At 45.3% G+C, this 23,956-nt stretch carries 27 protein-coding genes, 1 other RNA gene and 1 pseudogene; 23 read left to right on the forward strand and 6 right to left on the reverse strand.

Features of this window, described 5'->3' with window-relative positions; all coding sequences use genetic code 11:
• The first annotated feature begins 140 nt into the window (after nucleotides 1-140).
• From ACWJJ4_RS08905 to ACWJJ4_RS08935, 7 genes are all read left to right on the forward strand, one after another.
• Complete coding sequence (locus tag ACWJJ4_RS08905; protein WP_003153512.1) at nucleotides 141-311, forward strand: YpmA family protein; 171 nt, start codon at nucleotides 141-143, stop codon at nucleotides 309-311.
• Nucleotides 312-320: 9 nt separating this feature from the next.
• Nucleotides 321-806 carry a cell wall elongation/penicillin-binding protein regulator TseB gene (tseB, locus tag ACWJJ4_RS08910; protein ID WP_014305291.1) on the forward strand — a complete coding sequence of 162 codons (486 nt, stop codon included), beginning with the start codon at nucleotides 321-323 and terminating at the stop codon, nucleotides 804-806.
• A 22-nt stretch (nucleotides 807-828) separates the two neighbouring features.
• Nucleotides 829-2,010 carry a pyridoxal phosphate-dependent aminotransferase gene (locus ACWJJ4_RS08915; protein WP_165409633.1) on the forward strand — a complete coding sequence of 394 codons (1,182 nt, stop codon included), beginning with the start codon at nucleotides 829-831 and terminating at the stop codon, nucleotides 2,008-2,010.
• A gap of 134 nt (nucleotides 2,011-2,144) precedes the next feature.
• Nucleotides 2,145-3,437 (forward strand): asparagine--tRNA ligase, encoded by a 1,293-nt coding sequence (gene asnS / locus ACWJJ4_RS08920; RefSeq protein WP_003153515.1) that lies wholly within the window; start codon nucleotides 2,145-2,147, stop codon nucleotides 3,435-3,437.
• Between the two features lie 94 nt (nucleotides 3,438-3,531).
• Nucleotides 3,532-4,230 (forward strand): DNA replication protein DnaD, encoded by a 699-nt coding sequence (gene dnaD / locus ACWJJ4_RS08925; RefSeq protein ID WP_070082021.1) that lies wholly within the window; start codon nucleotides 3,532-3,534, stop codon nucleotides 4,228-4,230.
• An 18-nt stretch (nucleotides 4,231-4,248) separates the two neighbouring features.
• Nucleotides 4,249-4,908: an endonuclease III gene (gene nth / locus ACWJJ4_RS08930; RefSeq protein ID WP_003153517.1), complete on the forward strand. Its 660-nt coding sequence runs from the start codon at nucleotides 4,249-4,251 to the stop codon at nucleotides 4,906-4,908.
• Nucleotides 4,905-5,396: a YpoC family protein gene (locus ACWJJ4_RS08935; RefSeq protein ID WP_173613004.1), complete on the forward strand. Its 492-nt coding sequence runs from the start codon at nucleotides 4,905-4,907 to the stop codon at nucleotides 5,394-5,396. Before nth ends, ACWJJ4_RS08935 begins: the two co-directional genes overlap by 4 nt.
• 78 nt (nucleotides 5,397-5,474) lie before the next feature.
• On the opposite strand, the gene ACWJJ4_RS08940 is transcribed toward ACWJJ4_RS08935, so the two are convergent.
• Both ACWJJ4_RS08940 and recU read right to left on the reverse strand, forming a co-directional pair.
• Nucleotides 5,475-8,258, reverse strand: a complete 2,784-nt coding sequence (locus ACWJJ4_RS08940; RefSeq protein WP_454021576.1) for a PBP1A family penicillin-binding protein — start codon at nucleotides 8,256-8,258, stop codon at nucleotides 5,475-5,477.
• A 38-nt stretch (nucleotides 8,259-8,296) separates the two neighbouring features.
• Complete coding sequence (gene recU / locus ACWJJ4_RS08945; protein WP_003153521.1) at nucleotides 8,297-8,905, reverse strand: Holliday junction resolvase RecU; 609 nt, start codon at nucleotides 8,903-8,905, stop codon at nucleotides 8,297-8,299.
• Nucleotides 8,906-8,946: 41 nt separating this feature from the next.
• On the opposite strand from recU, the gene ACWJJ4_RS08950 reads away from it, so the two are divergent.
• Entirely contained in the window at nucleotides 8,947-9,909 is a 963-nt protein-coding gene (locus ACWJJ4_RS08950) for a DUF2515 domain-containing protein (protein WP_014418234.1), read from the forward strand.
• Nucleotides 9,910-9,952: 43 nt separating this feature from the next.
• On the opposite strand, the gene sspM is transcribed toward ACWJJ4_RS08950, so the two are convergent.
• Entirely contained in the window at nucleotides 9,953-10,057 is a 105-nt protein-coding gene (gene sspM / locus ACWJJ4_RS08955) for an acid-soluble spore protein SspM (RefSeq protein WP_003153525.1), read from the reverse strand.
• A gap of 205 nt (nucleotides 10,058-10,262) precedes the next feature.
• On the opposite strand from sspM, the gene ACWJJ4_RS08960 reads away from it, so the two are divergent.
• Both ACWJJ4_RS08960 and ACWJJ4_RS08965 read left to right on the forward strand, forming a co-directional pair.
• The gene (locus ACWJJ4_RS08960) at nucleotides 10,263-10,508 is read left to right on the forward strand and encodes a DUF5446 family protein (protein WP_039063257.1); all 246 of its coding nucleotides are present in this window, start codon (nucleotides 10,263-10,265) and stop codon (nucleotides 10,506-10,508) included.
• Nucleotides 10,509-10,553: 45 nt separating this feature from the next.
• The gene (locus ACWJJ4_RS08965; protein ID WP_003153529.1) at nucleotides 10,554-10,922 is read left to right on the forward strand and encodes a YppE family protein; all 369 of its coding nucleotides are present in this window, start codon (nucleotides 10,554-10,556) and stop codon (nucleotides 10,920-10,922) included.
• 38 nt (nucleotides 10,923-10,960) lie between these two features.
• Here the strand turns inward: ACWJJ4_RS08965 and ACWJJ4_RS08970 are convergent, their stop codons facing one another.
• Complete coding sequence (locus ACWJJ4_RS08970; protein ID WP_003153532.1) at nucleotides 10,961-11,143, reverse strand: YppF family protein; 183 nt, start codon at nucleotides 11,141-11,143, stop codon at nucleotides 10,961-10,963.
• A 186-nt stretch (nucleotides 11,144-11,329) separates the two neighbouring features.
• Here ACWJJ4_RS08970 and ACWJJ4_RS08975 point away from each other — a divergent pair, with 186 nt between their 5' ends.
• Complete coding sequence (locus tag ACWJJ4_RS08975; protein WP_076851378.1) at nucleotides 11,330-11,764, forward strand: YppG family protein; 435 nt, start codon at nucleotides 11,330-11,332, stop codon at nucleotides 11,762-11,764.
• A 29-nt stretch (nucleotides 11,765-11,793) separates the two neighbouring features.
• Here the strand turns inward: ACWJJ4_RS08975 and ACWJJ4_RS08980 are convergent, their stop codons facing one another.
• A complete protein-coding gene (locus ACWJJ4_RS08980) occupies nucleotides 11,794-12,207 on the reverse strand; it encodes an Hsp20/alpha crystallin family protein (RefSeq protein WP_070082015.1) in 414 nt (137 codons plus the stop codon).
• 138 nt (nucleotides 12,208-12,345) lie between these two features.
• Here ACWJJ4_RS08980 and ACWJJ4_RS08985 point away from each other — a divergent pair, with 138 nt between their 5' ends.
• The 9 genes and pseudogenes from ACWJJ4_RS08985 to ACWJJ4_RS09025 all read left to right on the forward strand — a co-directional run bounded on the left by ACWJJ4_RS08985 (nucleotide 12,346) and on the right by ACWJJ4_RS09025 (nucleotide 19,720).
• Entirely contained in the window at nucleotides 12,346-12,852 is a 507-nt protein-coding gene (locus tag ACWJJ4_RS08985; protein ID WP_012117833.1) for a PTS sugar transporter subunit IIA, read from the forward strand.
• Between the two features lie 98 nt (nucleotides 12,853-12,950).
• The gene (locus ACWJJ4_RS08990) at nucleotides 12,951-15,197 is read left to right on the forward strand and encodes a DEAD/DEAH box helicase (RefSeq protein ID WP_454021577.1); all 2,247 of its coding nucleotides are present in this window, start codon (nucleotides 12,951-12,953) and stop codon (nucleotides 15,195-15,197) included.
• Between the two features lie 19 nt (nucleotides 15,198-15,216).
• A complete protein-coding gene (locus ACWJJ4_RS08995; RefSeq protein WP_101562215.1) occupies nucleotides 15,217-16,455 on the forward strand; it encodes a ribonuclease H-like domain-containing protein in 1,239 nt (412 codons plus the stop codon).
• 121 nt (nucleotides 16,456-16,576) lie between these two features.
• Nucleotides 16,577-16,684, forward strand: a pseudogene (locus ACWJJ4_RS09000) (hypothetical protein); the annotation flags it as partial.
• A gap of 83 nt (nucleotides 16,685-16,767) precedes the next feature.
• Complete coding sequence (gene cotD / locus ACWJJ4_RS09005) at nucleotides 16,768-17,004, forward strand: spore coat protein CotD (RefSeq protein ID WP_003153539.1); 237 nt, start codon at nucleotides 16,768-16,770, stop codon at nucleotides 17,002-17,004.
• Nucleotides 17,005-17,092: 88 nt separating this feature from the next.
• A complete protein-coding gene (locus tag ACWJJ4_RS09010) occupies nucleotides 17,093-17,641 on the forward strand; it encodes a DUF1273 domain-containing protein (protein WP_060674160.1) in 549 nt (182 codons plus the stop codon).
• A gap of 79 nt (nucleotides 17,642-17,720) precedes the next feature.
• On the forward strand, nucleotides 17,721-18,020 hold the full coding sequence (gene gpsB, locus ACWJJ4_RS09015; RefSeq protein ID WP_003153541.1) for a cell division regulator GpsB: 300 nt from the start codon (nucleotides 17,721-17,723) through the stop codon (nucleotides 18,018-18,020).
• A gap of 55 nt (nucleotides 18,021-18,075) precedes the next feature.
• An RNA gene (gene rnpB / locus ACWJJ4_RS09020) (RNase P RNA component class B) lies at nucleotides 18,076-18,457 on the forward strand.
• A 96-nt stretch (nucleotides 18,458-18,553) separates the two neighbouring features.
• On the forward strand, nucleotides 18,554-19,720 hold the full coding sequence (locus tag ACWJJ4_RS09025; RefSeq protein WP_156734876.1) for a THUMP domain-containing class I SAM-dependent RNA methyltransferase: 1,167 nt from the start codon (nucleotides 18,554-18,556) through the stop codon (nucleotides 19,718-19,720).
• 40 nt (nucleotides 19,721-19,760) lie between these two features.
• Here the strand turns inward: ACWJJ4_RS09025 and ACWJJ4_RS09030 are convergent, their stop codons facing one another.
• Entirely contained in the window at nucleotides 19,761-19,913 is a 153-nt protein-coding gene (locus tag ACWJJ4_RS09030) for a YpzG family protein (RefSeq protein WP_003153548.1), read from the reverse strand.
• 166 nt (nucleotides 19,914-20,079) lie between these two features.
• Here ACWJJ4_RS09030 and ACWJJ4_RS09035 point away from each other — a divergent pair, with 166 nt between their 5' ends.
• The 3 genes from ACWJJ4_RS09035 (at nucleotide 20,080) to ACWJJ4_RS09045 (ending at nucleotide 23,909) form a co-directional block, all read left to right on the forward strand.
• Nucleotides 20,080-20,271, forward strand: coding sequence for a hypothetical protein (locus ACWJJ4_RS09035; protein ID WP_003153550.1), 192 nt, complete (start codon nucleotides 20,080-20,082; stop codon nucleotides 20,269-20,271).
• 104 nt (nucleotides 20,272-20,375) lie between these two features.
• Nucleotides 20,376-22,295: an ATP-dependent DNA helicase gene (locus ACWJJ4_RS09040; protein WP_271265631.1), complete on the forward strand. Its 1,920-nt coding sequence runs from the start codon at nucleotides 20,376-20,378 to the stop codon at nucleotides 22,293-22,295.
• 111 nt (nucleotides 22,296-22,406) lie between these two features.
• Entirely contained in the window at nucleotides 22,407-23,909 is a 1,503-nt protein-coding gene (locus ACWJJ4_RS09045; RefSeq protein WP_454021578.1) for a carboxypeptidase M32, read from the forward strand.
• The last annotated feature ends 47 nt before the right edge of the window (nucleotides 23,910-23,956 follow it).

A 23,956-nucleotide genomic window follows, 5' to 3' on the forward strand; every position in this document is an offset into this window, starting at 1 on the left:
ATAAACGCGGCTTTCGTGGTGTGGGATGAGGAATTGTTTTTATAGTAAAAGCGGGTTCATGCCGCCTTGTGATTTTATTATGCCGCGGGCGCATCCCGTTATGACTAACAAAATTTGTTCGACCGATGGAGGGTATAAAAATGGAAAGCAAAATTGAAATTCTGTCAACGATTAATGTGGAGCATTCAGATGATTTATATAAAATCGTCGATACATTAAACCGGACTTTGAAACGGGACAACCTGATGTTCGGCCTTGCGCTCGACGAAGAAAATCAAAATGAAGCGGTCTTCACCATTTATCGCACATAGGTGAAAAAGATGAGAAAAAAAGCATTAATATTTACAGCCGTATTTGGTATTATTTTTTTAGCAGTTCTTTTATTTTCGGCCAGCATTTTTAAATCTGCAATGGCTCAAAAAGAAGAAGGCCACGAAACAGCTGCCGCAGCCGCTAAAGAAAAAACGAATCTGACAGATGCTGAGAAAGTGGAGACCTTTGTCGGCAAACAGAAATATTATGTTGTTACCGGAACGGATAAACATGGAAAAGATATGTATGTATGGGTTCCGGCCGACAAAAAAGCAAAAATTCTCTCAAAAAAAGCCAGTGACGGCATTTCAAGCGGCAAGGCTGCCAAGATTGTTCGGGACGAAGGGCTTGTTTCCAAGCTGAATGGTGTTCACCCGGCGAGAGAAAACAATGTTCCGTTATGGGAAGTGACCTATATCAACAAAAGCGGGCAGTATAGCTTTAGCTATGTGGACTTTACAAGCGGCAAGATTCTCAAAAACATCACACCGTGAGACGTATTAGGGGGAGTTCAAGTTGAAATTGGCAAAAAGAGTATCCGCATTAACACCGTCTGCAACACTTGCAATTACTGCAAAAGCGAAAGAGCTGAAAGCAGAAGGCCATGATGTCATCGGCCTCGGAGCAGGAGAACCGGATTTTAATACGCCTCAGCACATTATAGATGCCGCGGTGCGTTCCATGAATGAAGGCCACACAAAATATACGCCTTCAGGCGGTCTGCCGGCCTTGAAAGACAGTATCGCAAAAAAATTCAAAAACGATCAGGGGATTGAATATAAGCCGTCAGAAATCATTGTCTGCACCGGAGCGAAACACGCTCTGTATACATTATTTCAGGTCATTCTCGATGAAGGGGATGAAGTGATTATACCGACTCCTTACTGGGTCAGCTATCCTGAGCAGGTGAAACTGGCAGGGGGGCGTCCCGTCTATGCAGAAGGGCTGGAATCCAATCAGTTTAAAATTTCACCGGAGCAGCTGAAGCAGGCTATCACCGAGAAAACAAAAGCGCTCATTATCAATTCACCGAGCAACCCGACAGGTGTTATGTATACGAAAGAAGAGCTTGCGGAACTCGGAAAAGTGTGTCTGGAGCATGGCATTCTGATCGTTTCTGACGAGATTTATGAGAAGCTTACATACGGAGGAAAAAAACACGTCTCAATCGCACAGCTTTCAAGTGAATTGAAAGAGCAGACGATCATCATTAACGGCGTTTCGAAATCTCACAGCATGACGGGCTGGAGGATCGGCTATGCAGCGGGTTCGGAGACGATTATTAAAGCGATGACGAGCCTTGCAAGCCACAGCACATCAAATCCGACGTCCATCGCTCAATACGGCGCCATTGCGGCCTATAACGGGCCGGCTGAGCCGCTGGAAGAGATGAGACAGGCATTTGAGCACAGACTGAATACCATTTACGCTCAGATCAGTGAGATTCCCGGATTCACCTGTGTCAAACCTGAAGGAGCGTTTTACTTGTTCCCTAACGCCAAAGCGGCCGCAGAAAACTGCGGATTCAAAGATGTCGATGAATACGTCAAGGCGCTTCTGGAAGAAGAAAAAGTCGCCATCGTGCCGGGCTCGGGTTTCGGTTCACCGGACAACGTCCGCTTATCTTACGCAACGTCACTCGATCTTTTAGAAGAAGCGGTCAAGAGAATCCGCCGCTTTACGGAAAAACACAGCTGATTCTGAAAAAGCGGCTTTTAAAGCCGCTTTTCACTTGCATTGACCCCGTTAGAGTAGAACGGGTATAATAAAGTGATGAAAAAAGAGATTCAGGCAGATTCCTGAATGTCTTTCTTGTTCTGGAGGGAAAGAGTTTGAAAACAACAATCAACCAAGTGTATAAACACACAGGCGAGGAAGTAACGATTGGAGCTTGGGTCGCTAATAAACGCTCAAGCGGTAAAATCGCATTTTTACAGCTGAGAGACGGTACCGGCTTCATTCAGGGAGTTGTCGTCAAAGCTGAAGTAGAAGAAGACATCTTCCAAATTGCGAAATCAGTGACGCAGGAAACGTCACTTTATGTAAAAGGAATTGTGAAAGAGGACGAGCGTTCACCGCTTGGCTATGAGCTTGCTGTTACATCCATTGAAGTCATTCACGAAGCGACTGATTATCCGATTACGCCTAAAGAGCACGGTACGGAATTCTTAATGGATCACAGACATTTATGGCTCCGTTCGAAACGCCAGCATGCAATTATGAAAATCCGCAACGAAATCATCCGTGCGACTTATGAATTTTTCAACAAAGAAGGCTTCGTGAAAGTTGATCCGCCGATTTTGACGGGAAGCGCTCCCGAAGGCACGACTGAGCTGTTCGCGACGAAATATTTTGATGAAGACGCCTTCTTGTCTCAAAGCGGCCAGCTGTATATGGAAGCAGCTGCAATGGCGCTCGGAAAAGTATTCTCTTTCGGACCGACGTTCAGAGCGGAAAAATCGAAAACGAAACGCCATCTCATCGAATTCTGGATGATTGAGCCTGAAATGGCATTTGTTGAATTTGAAGAAAACCTTGAAGTTCAGGAGAATTATGTTGCATACATCGTACAAAGTGTGCTGGAACATTGTAAGATCGAGCTGAACACATTGGGAAGAGACACATCGAAGCTTGAACAAATCAAAGCGCCATTCCCGCGCATTACGTACGATAAAGCGATCGAATTCCTGAAAGAAAAAGGCTTTGACGATATTGAGTGGGGAGATGACTTCGGTGCGCCGCATGAAACAGCGATCGCAGAAAGCTATGACAAACCGGTGTTTATCACTCATTACCCGACGTCATTAAAACCGTTTTATATGCAGCCTGCCAAAGATCGTGACGATGTCGTGTTATGTGCCGACTTAATCGCTCCGGAAGGTTACGGGGAAATCATCGGCGGTTCAGAACGCGTTCATGATATGGATTTATTGGAAGAAAGATTAAAAGAACACGGTCTGGATTCAGATGCTTACAAATGGTATGCTGAACTCAGACAATACGGTTCTGTTCCGCACTCCGGCTTCGGCCTCGGACTTGAGCGGACAGTGGCTTGGATCAGCGGAGCGCCTCACGTGCGTGAAACGATTCCGTTCCCGAGACTTCTGAACCGTCTGTATCCGTAATAGTTATGAAAAACGAAGTCTCCTGCAAGGGAGACTTTTTCTAAGTAAAGGGGAAAGCTCCCGGAGATAACCTTTTACAGTAAGAGGTGTAAGGATGAAAAAACAGCAATTTATAGATATGCAGGAACTCGGCATTTCAAGCATTCCCAACCTGCTGCTGACACATTACCGGCAGCTCGGGCTGAATGAAACCGAATTGATCCTGCTTTTGAAGATTAAAATGCATTTGGAAAAGGGCTCTTATTTTCCGACGCCGTTTGAACTTCAATCAGGCATGTCCATCTCTGCTGAAGAATGTACAAGCTGCCTGAGAATGTTTATTCAAAAAGGTTTTCTGTTTATTGAAGAATGTGAAGACCATAACGGCATAAAGTTTGAAAAATATTCTCTGCAGCCGTTATGGGCGAAGCTGTATGATTACATGCAGCATTCTCAAAATGAAACGCAGGAAAGAACGTCAGAAAGAGAACAAAAAAGCCTGTATACCATCTTTGAAGAAGAGTTCGGAAGACCGCTGTCGCCGCTTGAATGCGAGACGCTGGCCATATGGCAGGATCAGGATCAGCATGATGCGATTATGATTAAACACGCCTTAAAAGAAGCCGTTTTATCAGGGAAACTCAGTTTTCGCTATATTGACCGGATTTTATTTGAATGGAAAAAGAACGGCTTCAAAACGGTTGAGCAGGCGAAGGCGCACAGCCAAAAATTCCGGCGTGTTCAAACGAAACAAAATGATCCGCAAAAAGAGTATACGAGGCAGGTGCCTTTTTACAATTGGCTGGAACAATAACATGAGAAGGGGAGAAACGTGTTAAATTTAAAGCAGATTGAATATTGTCTTGAAAAAATCGGCGATATGTTTCCGCACGCAGAATGTGAACTTGTCCATTCAAATCCTTTCGAATTGGTTGTGGCAGTCGCATTATCCGCGCAATGTACGGACGCTCTCGTCAACAGAGTGACAAAAACGCTATTTCAAAAATATAAACGGCCCGAAGATTATCTTGCCGTATCGCTGGAAGAACTCCAGCAGGATATTAAATCAATCGGTCTTTACCGTAATAAAGCCAAAAATATTCAAAAGCTGAGCAAAATGATCATCGAAGAGTACGGCGGAGAAGTGCCGAAAGACCGGGATGAGCTTGTGAAGCTGCCGGGTGTCGGACGGAAAACGGCAAATGTGGTCGTGTCTGTTGCTTTCGGCGTACCTGCGATCGCAGTAGACACTCATGTGGAGCGGGTCTCTAAACGGCTCGGCATCTGCCGCTGGAAGGACTCTGTTTTGGAAGTAGAGAAAACATTAATGAAAAAAGTGCCGAAAGAGGATTGGTCTGTTACGCATCACAGGTTAATATTTTTCGGCCGGTATCATTGTAAAGCGCAATCTCCCCGTTGTGCGGAATGTCCTTTGCTTCCGCTATGCAGAGAAGGGCAGAAGCGTGACAAAAAAGGGCTGGTGAAACGGTGACGGCGATTGACATTCTGGCAGACTATGAAACATACCTGCGCAGCCTTACGGACTTGGAAAGCTTCGAGATCAAAGCGGCGCTGCGCCGCCATCCGCTGTATATGGATTTCAGCGGTCAGCCAACAGTGCAGCCATGGAGGGAAAGGGGCGAATATGTCCCGTTTCTGTTTCAGATTTGGAATGAAACGAAAGAAACGCTGCTTCCCGTTTTTCAAACAAGAAAATCGAGATGTGATCAAAATGACATGCTGAAGGGAATAGCCTGTCTGATTGCCGCTTTTCATTGGACGGCAGGGGAGCGGGTCACATCACTCGACTGGACTGTGCTTGAAACAAAGCATTTTCCCGCGGAACCGATCAATTGGGCGGAGCGAATGGCGTTTATTTTAACAAAACCGACTCAATTTCACTCGTTTATTCAGCTGGATGAATTGATGACGGAGATGAAGAAACAATATCATAAATATGAAGCCATGAACAAATGTTAAAAACCTCCTTTTCTTATAAGGAGGTTTTTTTTGTATGAAAAAAATCCTTCACCTGTTTGGGGTGAAGGATTTCGTCCGCTAATGAGCGGGATTTGGATGGATGGTTGACGAATTGGACTGCCCGTTGATATTTGAAGATGAGTCTTGGTTTTTATCCGTTTGACCGCTGTCAGGTTTATTTGAGCCGTCTGAACCGGAATCGGAATCATTATCAGAGCCGTTATCTTGCTGTCCGTTGTTATCGGTCCCGTTGCCGGGCTGATTCTGATTGTTGTTATCTGTTTGATCCTTATCGGATTGATCCTGATTTTTATCCGGGTCATCAGTTGGTGTTTGATCCGATCCGTCAGACGTATCTGTCTGATTGTCATCTTTGTTAGGATCATCGGTTTGCGTCTTGTCCTTATCTTTATCTTCATCAGTCTTCTGTTCATCGTCAGTCGCTTTATCTTTATCCGCATCGTCTTCTTCATCTTTCGGGACTTTGAAAGATGCTGATGCCGTATCGCTTTTTCCGTCATCGTTTTCCGCTGTCACCTGGAAGCTGTATGTGGAGCCTGGCGTGACATTTGAGACGACGGCTTCTTTTGCCGAACTGTTTTGAATGTCACTGTAGCTTCCGCCGTCAACGGATTGTTTGACATTGAATGTTGCATCACCGTCATAATTCCAGCTTAAGGTTAATGATTTTTTATCTTTGTCGTATTTCACTTGCAATCCTGTCGGTTTATCGGCTTTTTCTTTCGTGTACGTTTTAGAAACGGCAGTTGGCTGCGTCCCTTTCACGAAGTACTCCGTCACTTTTTTATCATCCGGCGTGTTCGGTCCGGCTAAAGCGGCAGGATTCGAGCCTTTCTCAACTGTTTCTTTTACGACGCTGTCAGGCTGCTTGAAGCTTCCTTTACCGTCATCAACGTATGAGATCAGCTTTTGGAAAATACGTTTTGCGACTTGCTGGTCTGCAGAAGACAGTGATTTCTTGCCTGCTTTGTTGCCAGATTCTACACCAGTCCAAACCGCCGCAGTATATTGTGGGGTGTATCCGACAAACCAGGAGTCTGGAACTCCGCCTGGGGCAATGTTATATTTTTGAATGTCCTCTTTAGTAAAGTTGGTCGTACCCGTTTTACCGGCGACTTCCACGTTCGGCACCTGAGCCAGTTTACCTGTTCCTGATTCGACAGCTGATTTGAGCATATCGGTAATCATAAACGCTGTGTAGTCGCTCATAGCACTTTTCGGTTTCGGTGTTAAATCAAGCTTAGTGCCGTCATTAAATTCAATCGATGTGACCGCGTGCGGTTCGTTGTACGTTCCGTTATTTCCGAACGCACTGTAGGCGCCTGCCATGGTCATAGTAGATACACCGCGGTTACCCTCACCAAATCCCCCGATAGAGTAGGGTTCATATACTTGATCTTTGTTTAAACCTAATCCCAGGTCGTTTGCAAAGTCCACGGCATTATCCTTTCCAACTGCTTGGAATGCTTTTAAAGCAGGGATATTACGTGAGTCTGCGAGGGCCTCTCGCATAGATATCTGTCCTCTGTATTTATTGTCCCAATCATGAATCGGTGTGCCGTCAGAGTACGTATAAGCTGAATCGTCAATCTGCTCGTAAGTCGACCATTTTTTATTTTCAATGACCGGGCCGTAATCAAGAATCGGTTTTATCGTTGAACCGGGCTGGGTTTTACCTTGTGTTGCATAATTGAATCCGCCTGCAGTTCTATTCCGTCCCGGTCCGATGGCGCGGATTTCTCCGTTTGTCGTATCAAGGAGGGTAACGCCGCCCTGCATGCCTTCGGTAAAGCCGGCCGTGTCTCCGTTCATCAATTGATCAAGATAATCTTGTGCTTTCGTATCAAGAGTCGTGTAAATTTTCAGTCCGTCAGTTGAAATATTGACGTCTTTCTTTTCTTTTGTCTCAATTTCTTTCATAACTTCTTCGACAAAAGCGCTGTATTTATTTGTGTCCTTTTTATCGTATTCCTTTTGGCTGACGACGCCTTCATCTTTCATGGACACTTTCTTCGCTTTTTGGTATTCAGCATTTGAAATGAATCCTTGTTTTTCCATTAAGCTGAGAACGATGTTTCGGCGTTTTTCGGAAGCCTTCGGGTTTTTAACCGGGTTATATCCGGTCGGGCTTTGCGGCATTCCGGCAAGCGTCGCCGCCTGTTCAACCGTAAGTTTGCTTAAGTCTTTTACGCCGAAGAATTCTTCAGCCGCTTTTCCGACGCCGTAGGCGCGCGGTGAGAAATAAATTCTGTTTAAATACATTTCTAAGATTTCATCTTTAGAATAATGGCGCTCCAGCTGCAGGGAAAGCCACACTTCCTGTGCTTTCCGTTTAATCGTTTTCTGATGGGTTAAAAGCGAGTTTTTCACAACCTGCTGGGTGATTGTGCTTCCTCCCTCTGAACCGAACCCATCCGTAAAGTTGGCGACCAAAGCGCCTCCGATCCGAATCGGGTCTATACCGTGGTGCTTATAAAAACGGGCGTCTTCAGTTGCGATAAATGCTTCTTTCACAACATCGGGTATATCCTTAATCGGGACGTAGGTTCGTTTTTCACCGCCCACTTCCGCGATTTCTTTTCCGTTTTTATCGTAAATCGTTGAAGAGTAAGGCGTTTTCAGCTTGGCTTCATCCAAAGACGGCGCGCCGGAAACCAAAACGGCAAATGCCGCGGCTCCGCCGACTATGCCAAGGACAAACAGAATAACCAAGGACAGCACAATCTTTTTGAATAAACCGCCTTTACGCTGTTTCTTGCCTTTTTTCGGTGAAGAGGACTTAGTGCTTTTCGTCTGCCTTGCCTTACGGCGTTCTTCACGGCTCGTAAATTGATCTGACATAACATCTCAACCTTTCGTTTATCAACCTTTCGCTCAGTCTACTGTTCCTGCGAAAAATAAAGCTGTTCAATAATACTAATATAATCAATTCTCGGTGAGTATCCAAGGGAAATCGGAAAGGAAGCATCTTCTAATTCGTCTTTGCGAATTGATTTTCTGCCGTTCTTCTCCTTTCTCTCCCAAAAGACAAACAGCTTGTCGGCTTCGAGGAAATAAACCTTTCCGAAAGCGGATATAATAACAAAACAAATGCCGTCTTGCCTGACCACCTGCTTCATATGCTCAATCTGATGATCATGAAAATTCTGCAGGGGAAATGCCGTTTTGTTTTTTGTTTCTTTTGCCTCGAAATCAATGTAGCGTCCTTTATAAATGCCGTTGTAGTCAGTTGTTGAAGACTGTTTAAAATAAGCTTCCTTAATGACTGCGGCGCTTCTTTTCGGATAGTGGACGTTTACAATCTGGACGGGTGTCGGCTTTTTGTGAATGACAGCAATTTGGTTAGCCAGATAATACTTATTCGTTTCATTCAGGTCGTCTTCGAGGGTCATGCCGCGATTACTGTATGAATGAGACCGTTTCTGGCTGTTTTGGGATGAAACCGTTTTGTTCGGCTGAAAAGTTTTTCCATTCGGGTACCGAATCACTTTTTCCATCCTCCTTATCAAACTAATAGTGACGGAAGTGAATGAACGTGCATAAACGACAGACCGTAACCGCCATTCTTCGCCTGATCGAAAAAGAGACGAAAATAAAAAATGCCGATAATATTTCCCGGACGAATGCCTATAAAGCATATTATGACCGCCATCCTGAGATCAAGTGGCCGCTTTTGGCATCCTTTGTGTCCCGCAATGCGGGCTGGTCGATGACTGATTTAAGAGGTGTCCTTTATCAGGAGGGCCTTGACAGCAGTCAGAAAAACTGGTTTTTCCTTTCGTATGAAAGGGCGAATTGGCTGATTTTTTCTGATGCCTATCCTCAGCTTCTGGTCTACCAGTGGTCAAAACAAATCGGCGAACCTCTTTTCCGTCATCTTCCTCATTTCCGCGTCTCGGCTTTTATGCAGGAAGAATGGTTCCGCTTTTGGCGTGACGGAGATACGGAACGACTCATGTATGCTCTTATTATAAATGAACAAAACACTATCCAAGCACCTATTATACAAAATCCTTCGTTTAAAAAGAATGTTTTTGGCACGATTCCTTTTTATTTAAGTGATTGGTTTCACTTTAATACGGTGATATTCCCTTCATTTGACGGACATTTATACGGAATTTCCGTCAAACGGTTTTCAAAAACCGAAGAGAGAATTACGCTCGGAAAACAGCTGGCCCGCCTTCTGTTCAGCCCTGATCTTCACGCTTCTTTTTACCGTTTTCTTGATACCGTTCCTCATACCGGTTCACGCTTTGATATGGAGAAAATGATCGGCATCAAAAAAAGAACATCACCCATGCTGAGGACAACCTATCCCATTGTTGCCCACCCATTAGACGGCGAAAGGGCGGATTGGTTTCAAAAAAGGTTAAGAAAAGGGGCTTTCTTACAGGAGAAAATGCCGAAACAGCTTGAACTGACGGACTGGTACTTCCAGAAAAGACGGGAGCTCCATGCGCTCTTCGCGGTTAAAGAGTGGCTGAAGAAATGAAAAAGCCCGAAACCGTTCGCTGGGGTTTCGGGCTGCTGATGTGTTACGTGGAAGGGCGGTTTGGGCCGCCTAATTTTTTATCAAGCGTATCAGTCGTTTTTGCTTCGGTTTTTTGCTGTTTACCTGCATTTTTCGGTCTCGTTTTCATACGGCACCTCCTCAACTGTATCGTTTGCATTAACGTGCCGGTTCATACAAAGTTTGCGGCACTTTTTTGTCGAAAGGCACGCCTTTTAGGATAATCTCTGTTTGTTTGCCGAACTGCTTCTAGTTTTGTCATGTGCAGAGGAGAGCGGTATGAAAACGAGAATTATATTTGAAAGAGACGCAAGTGATAAAAGGGAGGAACATGAATGTCTGTTTACACGAGCAAGGCTGATATTCTCCGTCTGCTTTCTGATATTGAAATCCGGATTTCTGCTGCTGAAAAGACGCTTACTCAAGCAGTCAGATCCTGTCAGGCGGAAGCAGAAGAAATCAGGCAGGAGAAACTTTCCCGTCTTGAGGAAGAGGCGCGGGAGCTTCATGTTTGTATTGATGACCTGTTTTTGACTGACCGGCGTAAAAAGGATTTGCCGAGAGCCTGCCGGATAAGCTGATTTTGTGCAAAAACTTTGGTACCATATGTACTGAGGTGAGTCCGTTTGCAGACACAGTCGTTATTGGAGCTGACAGAACAAATGATAGAGGCGGTTCTGGAAGCCGAAAAAAGGTATCAGGATGGAAAAGAGTCAGGCCGTTCATATGATTTTTTTGAGACGATTAAACCCGATGTTGAAAAAAGAGACCGGCTTTGCGCGCTTTGGACAGAAGCAGCGCTTGCGTTTATTCAGGAAAACCGTCCGAAATACGTTCATCACGCACAAATTCAGGCCGTTACAGAAAATTTCGGGGAGCTGATGCTCCAATCATATGTTCATCATATTCATAAAAAAAGATACAGGGATTTAACTGAATCTGTTTTATATACGCTTCGTATATTAAGGGATGAAATTGAAAAAGAAGGCAGCTGAAAACGGCTGCCTTCTTTTATATAAAGGGGTCGGGTATGTTATTCATACGCCGGGTTTTCTGCTCCACTTGCTTCGAGAACCTTCATACTGTTTCGAAATTCGGTTGCGGTGAGATGGCCTTGAATATAGAGAAATTTTGCAAAGTCCATCAGTTTATCTGCACAATCTGTTTCATATTTTTTCACTTCAGCAAAACGCTTTCTTAAGTATGATACGTTCATAATGGTGCATCCCCTCTCATGTATGTTGAGATTATGTTAACATAACGATTCGACTTTTTTCTGTTTTTAAAAAATTAAGACTTTCGACAGCATTTGACAAAGATCAGAATCACCGAAAGCACATAACCAAGGCGGAATTCATACATATATAGTAGAAACTTAGTGAGAGACAAGGGGGAATGTCATATGCAATGGAGAGCGCAGCCATATCAAAATATGTACCAGCAGCCGGCGGGATATTTCTACCCGCAGCAGATACAGCCATTACAGCCGCCGTATCCGCAGCAGATACAGCCATTGCAGCAGCCGCCATATCATCAGCAAGGGCAGTACCCGCAGCAATTTTATCCGAATCAGGAATACGGTCATATGCAGCCGCCGTATGCTCCCGCTCCTCCTCAGGCAGGCATGCCCGGGGGCCAGCCGGAGTTTGTGAATCCTTACCCCGTTCCCAGACCGAATCAGCAGCAGTCTTCCCAATTCTCAGGCATACTCTCCCAGTTTAAAAAAACGAACGGACAGTTTGACTTTAATAAAATGATGGATACAACGGGGCAGATGGTAAGCGCCGTAAATCAGGTCGGATCGCTGGTGAAAGGCTTCACCAGTATCTTCAAATAAAAAGCATGAATGATATTCATCATTCATGCTTATTTTTTTGGGAAAAAGAGGGTAAGCGTCTGTTCATTCCAGGATGTTTCCATATCTTCTTCATTTACCTTATACGGGAGGACAACGGTTCTTGTCATGCTTGAAGATACATGGGATGAATGAGCCTGTTTATGATCGTAGCGGATTGTAACGTGAAGGTAGCACCCTTTCGTTTCCACCAGCATATCCCCGTCACGGAACGTCTCGGGAACGCCGATATCAACCGCGAGGCCCGTCGGCTCTTCTCTGACGTCAATCGTCACTTGCGCTTCAGTAAAAGCCGAATTGACAAGGTGCTGAAAACCCTGCATCAATTCTGCGAAGGGACCTGAGTGAAAAAATTGGTCCATCGCATGGCTGATGATGTCCTCATTTCTTTGCGGATCAAGTTTATCGTTTTGTGATTGATCCATATGACCACCGCCTTTTTACAAACAGACTATGCGATGTTATGCCGTATGGTTAAGAATTGAAGGAAAAAAGAAAGTATGGTTAAATAGTGGAGAATAAACTGGTAACGGATTCACATTTAGGAAGGGGAGCACAACACATTGCTGAAAAAATTATTCGGATTGGGAGACAGCCGGAAAAAGCCGGCCGAGGAAGTGATTTTTTCTCCGGCTGACGGAGCGGTGATGGATTTGGCTTCAGTGCCGGATCCCGTATTTTCACAAAAAATGATGGGGGACGGGATCGCCGTCGAGCCTGCAAACGGAGACATTGTTTCACCGGTTGAGGGAGAAGTGATTCAGCTGTTCCATACAAAACATGCTGTCGGCATCCGCACCCTTTCCGGAGCGGAACTTTTGATACATGTCGGTTTGGATACCGTCAATATGAACGGCGAAGGCTTTGAAGCGCATGTAAAAGAAGGAGACAAAGTGAAAACAGGCGATCTGCTTTTAACGTGCCGGCTGGATTTAATAAAAGAAAAAGCAAGCAGCACCGTCATCCCTATGGTGATTATGAATGGCGATGCAGCAGAACCTTTGCAATTTGCAGGCGCAAATGAAGCGAAAAAAGGACAAACAGAGCTTTTTACGATAAAAATGAAGTAGGCAGGGGCTGATTCCCTGCTTTTTTTCTTGTGCAGGATTTTCATCTAGCCAGGCAAACAAATATTCGGTAAACTGTACCTCATAAAGAGGTGTGAACGATGAAGAAAAAATCACTGAGCGAACTGATTCAGGAATTAAAAAATCATGAAAATATTGTGCATTGGCATGAAGAGGAACCGCGGGAGGCGAAAACCATGCCGATGCCGGAGCAAGTAGATCCGAAAATTCGGGCTGCTCTCGAAAAGAGGGGGATCGAGCGGCTTTTTACACATCAATACTCCGCTTTTCAGACGGTTCAAAATGGAGAAAGCATTGTCGCCGTCACACCGACGGCCTCCGGAAAAACACTGTGCTATAATCTTCCGGTTCTTCAGTCTATCGCGGAAGATGCCTTAAGCCGCGCGCTTTATTTATTTCCGACAAAGGCGCTCGCGCAGGATCAAAAAAGCGAGCTGAATGAAATCATAGACGAGACGGGCATGGACATTAAAAGCTTCACCTATGACGGAGATACGTCTCCGGCCATCAGGCAGAAAGTCAGAAAGGCAGGGCATATTGTGATCACAAATCCCGATATGCTTCATTCAGCCATTCTTCCCCACCATACAAAATGGGTGAGTCTGTTTGAAAACCTGAAATATATCGTCATTGATGAATTACATACGTACCGCGGCGTATTCGGCAGCCATGTGGCGAACGTCATCCGCCGTTTAATGAGAATCTGCGCTTTTTACGGAAGCACGCCGTCATTTATCTGTACATCCGCCACAATCGCCAATCCGAGGGAGTTGGCGGAGCAGCTGACGGGGAAATCTGTGCGCCTGATTGACGACAACGGTGCCCCGGCCGGAAGAAAGCACTTTGCTTTTTACAATCCTCCGATTGTAAATAAACCGCTGCATATTCGAAAAAGCGCCACCGCGGAAGTGAACGAACTTGCCAAAACTTTTTTAAAAAATAAGATCCAGACGATTGTTTTTGCCAGAAGCCGTGTCCGGGTTGAAATTATTTTAAGCCACATTCAGGAGATCGTAAAAAAAGAAATCGGCGCGAAGTCTGTCAGAGGCTATCGAGGCGGATATCTTCCGAAAGAAAGAAGAGAAATAGAGCGGGGGTTAAGAGACGGCAGCATTCTAGGCGTTGTCAGCACAAACGCGCTGGAGCTCGGCGTTGATATCGGCCAGCTTCAGGTCTGCGTGATGACGGGGTACCCGGGCAGTGTCGCGAGCGCATGGCAGCAGGCGGGCCGGGCCGGACGGCGGCAGGGAGAGGCGCTTATCGTGATGGTGGCGAACTCTGATCCGATTGACCAATATATTGTGCGCCATCCTGATTATTTCTTTAAACGCTCGCCTGAATCTGCAAGGATTAATCCTAATAATCTCATTATATTAGTCGATCACCTGAAATGCGCCGCGTATGAGCTGCCTTTCAGAGCCGATGAAACATTCGGAGAAAATGATGCGAGAGACATTCTCGAGTATTTAGAGGAAGAAGGGGTGCTTCACGAAAACCGCGAACGCTATCACTGGGCGAGCGAATCTTTTCCCGCCTCCAACATCAGTCTCCGTTCGGCGTCACAGGAAAACGTGGTCATCGTTGACCGGTCAGAGACGGCTGATGTAAAAATCATCGGAGAAATGGACCGCTTCAGCGCGATGACGCTTCTTCATGATGAAGCGATTTATCTTCATGAAGGGGTGCAGTATCAGGTTGAAAAGCTTGATTGGGATCATAAAAAAGCGTACGTGCGAAAGGTCGATGTCGAATATTATACAGATGCCAATTTAGCGGTGCAGCTGAAAGTGCTGGACATTGACAGAACGGACAGCAGAAAGAAAACGGCCTTACATTTCGGCGACGTCACCGTGAACGCACTTCCGACAATATTTAAAAAAATTAAAATGACGACATTTGAAAATATAGGATCAGGACCGATTCATCTTCCTGAAGAAGAACTGCATACCAGTGCAGCCTGGCTTGAATTAAAAGAAACGGATTCGGAGATCGGCGAAAAAACGCTTGAACAGCTGCTTTTAGGCATTGCCCACGTCCTGCAGCATATCGTGCCTGTATACGTCATGTGCGACCGAAATGACGTGCATGTCGTGCCGCAAATCAAAGCCGCACATACGGGACTTCCGACAATCTTTCTGTATGATCATTATCCGGGCGGAATCGGACTTGCCGATGAAGTATATAAGCGATTTGATGAAATCAATGAAGGGGCTGAGCGCCTGATCCGACAATGTCCATGTCAAGACGGATGTCCTTCCTGCATCGGCTCCGAAATAGAAGGAATAGATGCAAAGAAAGCGATACTCAAGCTCTTGAATTACGTGTAAAAGAAAAGGGGGACGAAAGATGTCCTTGAAAAATAAATTAAAGCGGATGAAAAACCACCTGAATGTGCCGGAAGCTGAAAAAAAGCCGGCAGCTTCACAACTTTCGGTCCCGGATATTCAAGTCCCGTTTAGAGAAGAATGGGAGGCATTCGGAGTGAAGCCTTTCTTTTTTGAGGATGAATACTGTCTTATCCGCGAAACCGTCTATCCGCTTTCGCACCGCCACGGACGGTACAGCTTCAGTGAACTTGATGACGTCATGGCATTATGGAATAAAGGCGGTTTGACACATACTTTATCAGCAGAAGGATACGAAAAAAGCCAGCTGTTCTTCTTTGATACTGAAACGACCGGCCTCGGCGGCGGGGCAGGCAATATGATCTTTTTGCTCGGCCATGCAAGAGTGTATGAAGACCGTGTCGCGGTTAAACAGCATCTGCTCCCTAAACCGGGAAACGAGACGGCTCTTTACAAAAGCTTTTTAAGTGAGGTTGACATTACGTCCCTTGTTACGTATAACGGAAAAGCCTTTGACTGGCCGCAGGTAAAAACCAGGCATACATTGCTGCGGGACAGGCTTCCGAAACTTCCTGACTTCGGGCACTTTGATCTTCTGCACGGGGCGAGACGGCTTTGGAAACATAAATTAGAGCGTGTATCGCTTTCGGCGGTTGAAAATGAAGAGCTTGCTTTTAAAAGGGACGAAGACACCCCTGGTTATTTGGCGCCGATGCTGTATTTTCAATTTTTAAAGGCGGAGGACCCGGCTCTTTTAAAGGGAGTGCTCTCGCATAATGAACAAGATGTGCTTTCCCTCATCGCTCTTTACATCCATATGTCAAAAAAGATTTTTGCATCTTCTGATCAGACGTCAGAACGTCAGGAAGCATACGCTATGGCGAAATGGTTTATCGCTCATAAAGAAACCGATCGCGCCGTTTCGCAGCTGGAAGCGCTGCAAGGCAAAGACTTTGAAGATTCGGATCGGGCCCTTTTTGACTTAGCGATGCTTTATAAAAAACAAAACCGCAGGCAAGACGCCGTGCCCCTTTGGGAGAAACTGACGGGCTCTGATCTTCACACATGCAGACACCAATCAGCGGTTGAGCTGGCGATCTATTTTGAGCATCATGCAAAAGATTACAAAAAAGCTCTGCAGGCCGCGCAGCAGGCGGCAGAAGACGGGGAAATATCGGAAAAAGAAGCCGAGAAGCTCCATGTAAGAATTGCCCGGCTCAAGAGGAAATATTCCTCTTAAAATATTGCCCGGGAAAGCGCAAAAGCCGAGCTGTTTCGCCAAAAATATTTTTTTCTGAATCCGCATCGATTTTGTTGTAGAATGGTGCCGCATCTTGTAAAATAGCGTTAGTTATTTATAGGGGAGAGTTGGTATGTATAAAGGTGTTTTTTACTTGTTCTTTGTCGTGGTTTTTTTGATTGCGTTTGTATTTTCGAATTTTAAAGACAGCTTGCTGACGCACTTTTAAATTGGGTGATTGAATTAGAACATGCACCCTCTTTTTTTCATAACCTAACAGTGTAATAAAAGTTAATGGAGAGGGGATTTAGCATGTTTCATCATCATTGTTGCAGACCAAACGTGATGCCGCCGATTGTCCATCCGACTCATTGCTGTGAACACCATTGCTTTTCTAACACGGTTGTGCCGCATATTCATCCGCAACATACAACTAACGTAAATCACCACAACTTTGAGCACGTTCATTACTATCCGCACACTTTTTCAAATGTTGACCCGACAACTCACCAGCATTTTCAGTGCGGAAGCCCTTGCTGCGATCATTAGTATTGAACGCTTAAGCAAGATCGGTTAGGATATCAGCAAATCAAAATGGGGCCCGATGGGGAGCCCCATTTTTTAAGCAGGTGATCAATTGAAAGTATTAGCCGTAACGGGGTACAAGCCGTTTGAACTCGGGATTTTTAAACAGGATGACCGGGCGCTTGTTTATATAAAAAAGGCGATAGAAACCAGACTCAGAAGCTTTATTGACGAAGGCTTGGAATGGATTCTCATATCCGGACAGCTGGGGACTGAGCTTTGGGCGGCAGAAACGGCGTATGATCTCAGAGAAGAGTATCCGGAATTAAAGGTTGCCGTTATCACGCCTTTCTACGGCCAGGAGGAAAAGTGGAAGGAGCCGAATAAAGAAATGTATGAAGCGGTGCTTGCTCAGGCAGATTATGAGGAGAGCCTGACGCATCGGCCGTACGAAAGTCCGCTCCAATTCCGGCAGAAAAACGCGTTCTTTATTGAAAAGTCAGATGCGCTTTTGCTTTTATATGATCCGGAGGTGGAAGGGTCGCCGAAATATATGCTGCAGCAGGCAGAAAAACGCCGTGAAACAGACGGATATCCGATTTATTTGATTACGATGGATGATCTCCGTGCCGCCGTTGAAGAAGAAGATTTCTTTACATAACACGTCAGAGAATATTTGACAACGGGACGTGTTTCTGAATAAAATATAACATGATGATTCACGATATGAGGTGAAAAAGATGCTTGCTGATAAAGTAAAGCTTTCTGCGAAAGACATTTTGGAAAAAGAATTTAAAACAGGCGTTAGAGGTTACAGACAAGAAGACGTTGACAAATTTTTAGATATGATTATTAAGGATTATGAAACCTTTCATCAAGAAATTGAAGAACTGCAGCAGGAAAATCTGCAGCTGAAAAAACAGCTTGAAGAAGCAAGCAAAAAACAGCCGGTGCAGTCCAATACGACCAACTTTGATATTCTGAAAAGGCTGTCCAACCTTGAGAAACATGTATTCGGCAGCAAACTTTATGACGAATAAGGCAGATGCACTTGTCAAATGAGACAAGTTGCTTTATAATGAACAAGTGTTCTTAACGTTCGGGTAATCGCTGCAGATCTTTGAATCTGTAGAGGAAAGTCCATGCTCGCACGGTGCTGAGATGCCCGTAGTGTTCGTGCCTAGCGAAGAAATAAGCTAGGGCAGCCTTGATAGGCTGACGGCAGGAAAAAAGCCTACGTCTCCGGATATGGCTGAGTATCCTTGAAAGTGCCACAGTGACGAAGTCTCATCAGAAATGGTGAGAGTGGAACGCGGTAAACCCCTCGAGCGAGAAACCCAAATTTTGGTAGGGGAACCTTCTTGAAGGAACTGAACAGATAGAAGGACAGAATACTTTCTGTAGATAGATGATTGCCGCCTGAGTACGAGGTGATGAGCCGATTGCAGTACGACGGAACAAAACATGGCTTACAGAACGTTAAACATTATTGATATGACAAATTAGAGCTCTCCTTTAAAGGGGAGCTTTTATCTTGAATGAAACGAAAGCTTAAAAGAGACAGGGTGATACGATGAAGAAGTACACACTAATAGCGACGGCGCCGATGGGAATTGAAGCGATCGTCGCCAAAGAAGTGCGTGATTTAGGTTATGAATGCAAAGTAGACAACGGTAAAGTCATTTTTGAAGGAGATGCGCTTGCGATCTGCCGCGCTAACTTATGGCTGCGGACGGCTGACCGCATCAAAGTACAGGTCGCCGAGTTTCAGGCAAAAACGTTTGATGAGCTGTTTGAAAAAACAAAAGCGATTGACTGGCGCGCGTACATTCCGGAAAACGCAAAGTTCCCCGTTATCGGAAAGTCCGTGAAATCAGTGCTTGCCAGTGTGCCCGACTGCCAGCGGATCGTCAAAAAGGCGATAGCGGAAAAGCTGAAACTGCAATCAGGAAAACAAAATGAATGGATTGAAGAAACGGGACCCGAGTATAAGGTGGAGATTTCCCTTTTAAAAGATAAAGCGGTGCTTACGCTGGATTCATCAGGAACAGGCCTTCACAAACGGGGATACAGGGTTGATCAGGGCGGAGCTCCGATTAAAGAAACGCTCGCTGCCGCGTTAATTCTGTTAACCAACTGGACGCCTGACCGTCCGTTTGTCGATCCGTTCTGCGGTTCCGGCACGATCGCCATCGAAGCCGCTTTAATCGGGCAAAACATTGCTCCGGGTTTTAACCGTGATTTTGCTTCAGAAGACTGGGAATGGATCGGAAAAGAACTATGGGACAAGGCACGCCTTGAAGTGGAAGAAAAGGCGAACTATGATCAGCCGCTGCAGATCTTTGCCAGTGACGTGGATCACCGGATGGTAAACATCGCCAAAGAAAACGCAGAAGAAGCGGGACTTGGGGACCTGATCGAATGCAAGCAGATGCGAGTGCAGGATTTTACGACGAAACTCGAATTCGGCGTTATCGTCGGAAACCCTCCGTACGGCGAACGGCTCGGCGAAAAAAAGGAAGTCGAGCAGATGTATAAAGAAATGGGCCGGGCATTTGAATCTCTTGATACATGGTCTGTCTACATGTTAACGTCAAATGAACAATTTGAAGAGGTCTACGGAAGAAAAGCAACAAAAAAACGGAAGCTCTTTAACGGTTTTATCAAAACGGATTATTATCAGTACTGGGCTAAAGTGCGGCCGCAGCGGAAAAAGCCGCAACAAAGAGAAGACGCCTGAAACAGCGTCTTCTCCGGCATCTTTACGTTTTATTCTGCCATTACCAGCGGTGCGCTTTTGCGTTGCTCCGTAAAATAATGTTGGTCTGGGACATTTCGGTGTGGCCGTTCACCTGCGATTTAGAGCGTTTCGGCCGCGTCCAATTGTGATGAAACAATTCAGAATGCTGATCTAATCGATCTTTATAACTCATGTAACCATCACTCCCGGATAGAATAATTTTGTGAAGATGGATATTCGATCGAATATCTGTTGTAGTTTGTGCAGGTCAGGTGCGGATCATTCAGGATGGCATGTATAGAAAGTGAAGCATCGGCATAGAATGATGATTATTTCTATTTGAGAGGTGATCTTATTTTATGCTGAACAGCGAGCACTTCAGTAAAATACAAAAGGCGTTAGACGCAACTGCTTTCCGGCTGGAGGAAGCCGGAGCGGAGTTCGGTCCTTCCGCCATGACACACGCACAGGAAGAACTTGAAAATGCGGTAAAACATACACATTCAACAGACCATCCGTTCCTATGTACACATATCATTAACCGGAAATGAGTAATGACAAAAACTTGGCGTGGCCAAGTTTTTTTGTTGTATTGAAAAGGGTTAAATGATATTATAGATGGTCTGAATGCCGAATAGTTAGGGGTTGGAGTTGGGTGACAACATCACGTTTGCCTTTTGCTTTAACAAAAGAAAAGAATTTTTACGAAGAATTGAACAATTGGATTGGTGACGTGTTTTACGATATCCTTCCCGAGAAAGGCTTTGACCTTCGGGATGAGCAGGTATTTATGGCGTTTCAGCTTGAACGGGCATTTAAAGAGAAAAAGGTCATGTTCGCTGAGGCAGGAGTCGGTACGGGGAAAACGCTGGTGTATCTGCTGTTTGCCATCAGCTATGCCAGATATACGGGTAAACCGGCCATTATCGCATGCGCCGATGAAACGTTAATTGAACAGCTTGTCAAAAAAGAAGGCGACATTTCCAAGCTGACAGAACATTTGGATCTGCAGATTGATACACGGCTGTCCAAATCCCATGAGCAGTATCTGTGTCTGAAAAAGCTTGAGAAAACGATGCAGCGTTCTGATGATGAAAAGTGGCTGGATCTTTATGAGTCGCTGCCTTCATTCGTACACGAATCACAAGCGATGCAGCGCTTTTATCCGTACGGCGACCGCAAACAGTACGCTGATTTGACAAATGAAGAGTGGGCAGGCGTCAGCTATGATTCCTTCCAAGATTGTTTAACATGTGATATGAGACATAGATGCGGTTTAACACTTTCAAGAGATCATTACCGAAAATCAACGGATCTGATTGTTTGCTCCCATGATTTCTACATGGAGCATGTATGGACGGAAGAATCACGCAAAAGGGAAGGGCAGCTGCCGCTTTTGCCGGATCACAGCGCCGTCGTGTTTGATGAAGGACATCTGCTGGAATTCGCCGCGCAAAAAGCGTTAACGTATCGTGTGAAGCAGTCGACGCTTGAGCTGTTTTTAGAGCGTCTGCTTCAAAATGACATCAGAGAGGAATTCGCCGAACTGATTGAAGATGCCCTTGCCGCAAACGATGAGTTTTTCTATGTGCTGTCAGAGGAATCGAAGGAAATCGCCGGCTCTCACCGATTGGACATCCAAAACGACCAGCGTGTTAAGCGTGCGGCTGACGAACTGTGCCGTCTGCTCGATAAAATCGGCGAGGCGCTCGTATTTGAATCGGAAATGTATACGATCGATAAGTACGAGCTGTCAGTCGTAGAAGAATACGTCGAACAAATGGCATATTCGCTGTCGCTGTATCAAAAGGATGCCATCAGCTGGCTTGAAACGCGGGATACAGACTCAACGTTTGTCGTTATGCCGAGAACTGTAGCCGAAGTTTTGGGAGAAAAGGTCTTTTCTAAAAAGATTCCTTATATCTTCTCATCGGCCACTCTTTCTGAGGGCGGTTCATTTGATTATATCGCTGACAGTCTCGGAATCCGTGATCCTTTATCATTTACCGTTGAATCTCCGTACGATTACGAGGAGCAAATGTCTGTTGCGCTTCACGGTGACATGACGTCTGAGCAGAAAACAGCCGAAACGATTGAAACCATTAAGGAGAATGAAGGACGCACTCTCGTTCTTTTCCCTTCCTTTGAAGACATGAAGGAATTTAAAGAACAGGCTGCCGCGTGGGAGCTGCCGTATCCGATTTACTACGAAGGTGACGAGGAGATCAGCAGTCTGGTTGAAAAATTCCAGCGGGATGAAGAATCCGTGCTTTGTTCCGTCCACTTATGGGAAGGTCTTGACATTCCCGGTGACTCGCTCCGGAATGTGACCATTTGGGCATTGCCGTATCCGCCTCATGATCCTGTGTTTACCGCAAAGCGAAACGGAGCGAAAAAAGATCCGTTTGAGGAAGTTGATCTGCCGTACATGCTTTTGAGAGTCCGGCAGGGAATCGGCCGCCTCATCCGTTCTAATCAGGACAGCGGAACCATATCCATTTATGCGGGCGGAGAAAGTGAACGGGTCCTGGCCGAAGTCAAAAAGATCTTGCCTGTTACACCGAAAATCATATAAAAACAAAAGCTGCAGGAATCTTATCCTGCGGCTTTTTTAAATCCGGGAAGTTGACTTTATGACGGCGTTCCATTAGCCTGTAATTGATAGTGAAAAGGGAGGGGAACGGATATGGATTTACATACATATGAAAAAGAGTTTTTTGATCTGTTAAAAAGAGTATCCCACTATGAAGAAGCCATTGCGCTCATGCATTGGGACTCAAGAACGGGAGCCCCGAAAAAAGGTTCTGATGACCGGGCGGAAAGCATCGGGCAGCTGTCGGCTGACGTTTTTCAAATCCAGACATCCGACCGGATGAAAGAGCTGATTGACATCCTTCTCGCGCATGCAGAAGAGCTCTCTGAAGATACAGTGAAAGCTGCGGAACTTGCAAAAAAAGATTATGATCATAATAAAAAAATACCTGAAGATGAGTATAGAGAATATGTCATTTTGACATCGAAAGCGGAAACGGCTTGGGAGGAGGCAAGGGCAGCCTCTGATTTCTCTATGTTTGCTCCGTACCTTGAGAAGCTGATTGATTTTAATAAGCGGTTTATTTCGTATTGGGGCTATGAAGATCATCCATACAACGCATTGCTCGATATTTTCGAACCGGGCGTTACGGTAAAGGTGCTGGATCAGCTGTTTTCTGAATTGAAGGAAGCGATCATTCCGCTTGTCAAAAAAGTGACGGCATCCGGAAATAAACCGGACACTTCCTTTATAACGAAAACGTTTCCGAAAGAAAAACAAAGAGATCTCTCCTTGTATTTCTTAAAAGAACTTGGGTATGAGTTTGACGGCGGCCGCCTGGACGAAACGGTTCATCCGTTTATGACGACGATCAACCGCGGCGATGTGCGGGTGACGACCAGATATGACGAAAACGATTTCCGCACGGCGATTTTCGGAACGATTCATGAATGCGGGCATGCGATCTACGAGCAGAATATTGACGAAGCCCTGAGCGGAACGAACTTATCTGACGGTTCATCCATGGGAATTCATGAATCCCAATCGTTATTTTATGAAAACTTTATCGGCAGAAATCAACAATTCTGGACCGCCTATTATGAAAAAATGGTTGAGGCTTCACCTGATCAATTTCAAAATGTAAAAAGAGAGGATTTTGTACGCGCCGTAAACGAGGCGAAACCGTCCTTTATCCGAATTGAAGCCGATGAGCTGACATATCCGCTTCATATTATTATCCGTTATGAAATTGAAAAAGCGATTTTCAGCAATGAAGTGACAGTGGAAGAACTGCCGGCATTGTGGAATCAAAAATATCATGATTATTTAGGCATTACGCCGCCATCTGACGCAAAAGGCATTTTGCAGGACGTACATTGGGCGGGCGGCGATTTCGGCTATTTCCCTTCCTATGCGCTCGGATATATGTATGCGGCACAGCTGAAGCATACCATGCTTGAGGATCTGCCTGAATTTGATCAATTAATAGAACGGGGCGACTTTGAGCCGATCAAACAATGGCTGACAGAAAAGGTTCATCAGCACGGAAGACGCAAAATGCCGCTTGATATCATAAAAGATGCAACGGGAGAAGAATTGAACGTTCAATATCTCATTGAGTATCTCGTCGGCAAATATTCAAATTTATATTTATAAACGAAACGCCCGGCATACACCGGGCGTTTTTCTAATAATTCTAAAAA

The organism is Bacillus sp. JK62 (genome assembly GCF_053663455.1).

What these genes read in the sequence shown, in the direction of transcription:
- ACWJJ4_RS08905 (WP_003153512.1), top strand. Translation starts at nt 141, where the DNA reads ATGGAAAGCAAAATTGAAATTCTGTCAACGATTAATGTGGAGCATTCA.
- tseB (WP_014305291.1), top strand. Translation starts at nt 321, where the DNA reads ATGAGAAAAAAAGCATTAATATTTACAGCCGTATTTGGTATTATTTTT.
- dnaD (WP_070082021.1), top strand. Translation starts at nt 3,532, where the DNA reads ATGAAAAAACAGCAATTTATAGATATGCAGGAACTCGGCATTTCAAGC.
- ACWJJ4_RS08940 (WP_454021576.1), bottom strand. Translation starts at nt 8,258, where the DNA reads ATGTCAGATCAATTTACGAGCCGTGAAGAACGCCGTAAGGCAAGGCAG.
- ACWJJ4_RS08950 (WP_014418234.1), top strand. Translation starts at nt 8,947, where the DNA reads ATGAACGTGCATAAACGACAGACCGTAACCGCCATTCTTCGCCTGATC.
- sspM (WP_003153525.1), bottom strand. Translation starts at nt 10,057, where the DNA reads ATGAAAACGAGACCGAAAAATGCAGGTAAACAGCAAAAAACCGAAGCA.
- ACWJJ4_RS08960 (WP_039063257.1), top strand. Translation starts at nt 10,263, where the DNA reads ATGTCTGTTTACACGAGCAAGGCTGATATTCTCCGTCTGCTTTCTGAT.
- ACWJJ4_RS08970 (WP_003153532.1), bottom strand. Translation starts at nt 11,143, where the DNA reads ATGAACGTATCATACTTAAGAAAGCGTTTTGCTGAAGTGAAAAAATAT.
- ACWJJ4_RS08975 (WP_076851378.1), top strand. Translation starts at nt 11,330, where the DNA reads ATGCAATGGAGAGCGCAGCCATATCAAAATATGTACCAGCAGCCGGCG.
- ACWJJ4_RS08980 (WP_070082015.1), bottom strand. Translation starts at nt 12,207, where the DNA reads ATGGATCAATCACAAAACGATAAACTTGATCCGCAAAGAAATGAGGAC.
- ACWJJ4_RS08990 (WP_454021577.1), top strand. Translation starts at nt 12,951, where the DNA reads ATGAAGAAAAAATCACTGAGCGAACTGATTCAGGAATTAAAAAATCAT.
- ACWJJ4_RS08995 (WP_101562215.1), top strand. Translation starts at nt 15,217, where the DNA reads ATGTCCTTGAAAAATAAATTAAAGCGGATGAAAAACCACCTGAATGTG.
- cotD (WP_003153539.1), top strand. Translation starts at nt 16,768, where the DNA reads ATGTTTCATCATCATTGTTGCAGACCAAACGTGATGCCGCCGATTGTC.
- gpsB (WP_003153541.1), top strand. Translation starts at nt 17,721, where the DNA reads ATGCTTGCTGATAAAGTAAAGCTTTCTGCGAAAGACATTTTGGAAAAA.
- ACWJJ4_RS09025 (WP_156734876.1), top strand. Translation starts at nt 18,554, where the DNA reads ATGAAGAAGTACACACTAATAGCGACGGCGCCGATGGGAATTGAAGCG.
- ACWJJ4_RS09030 (WP_003153548.1), bottom strand. Translation starts at nt 19,913, where the DNA reads ATGAGTTATAAAGATCGATTAGATCAGCATTCTGAATTGTTTCATCAC.
- ACWJJ4_RS09035 (WP_003153550.1), top strand. Translation starts at nt 20,080, where the DNA reads ATGCTGAACAGCGAGCACTTCAGTAAAATACAAAAGGCGTTAGACGCA.
- ACWJJ4_RS09045 (WP_454021578.1), top strand. Translation starts at nt 22,407, where the DNA reads ATGGATTTACATACATATGAAAAAGAGTTTTTTGATCTGTTAAAAAGA.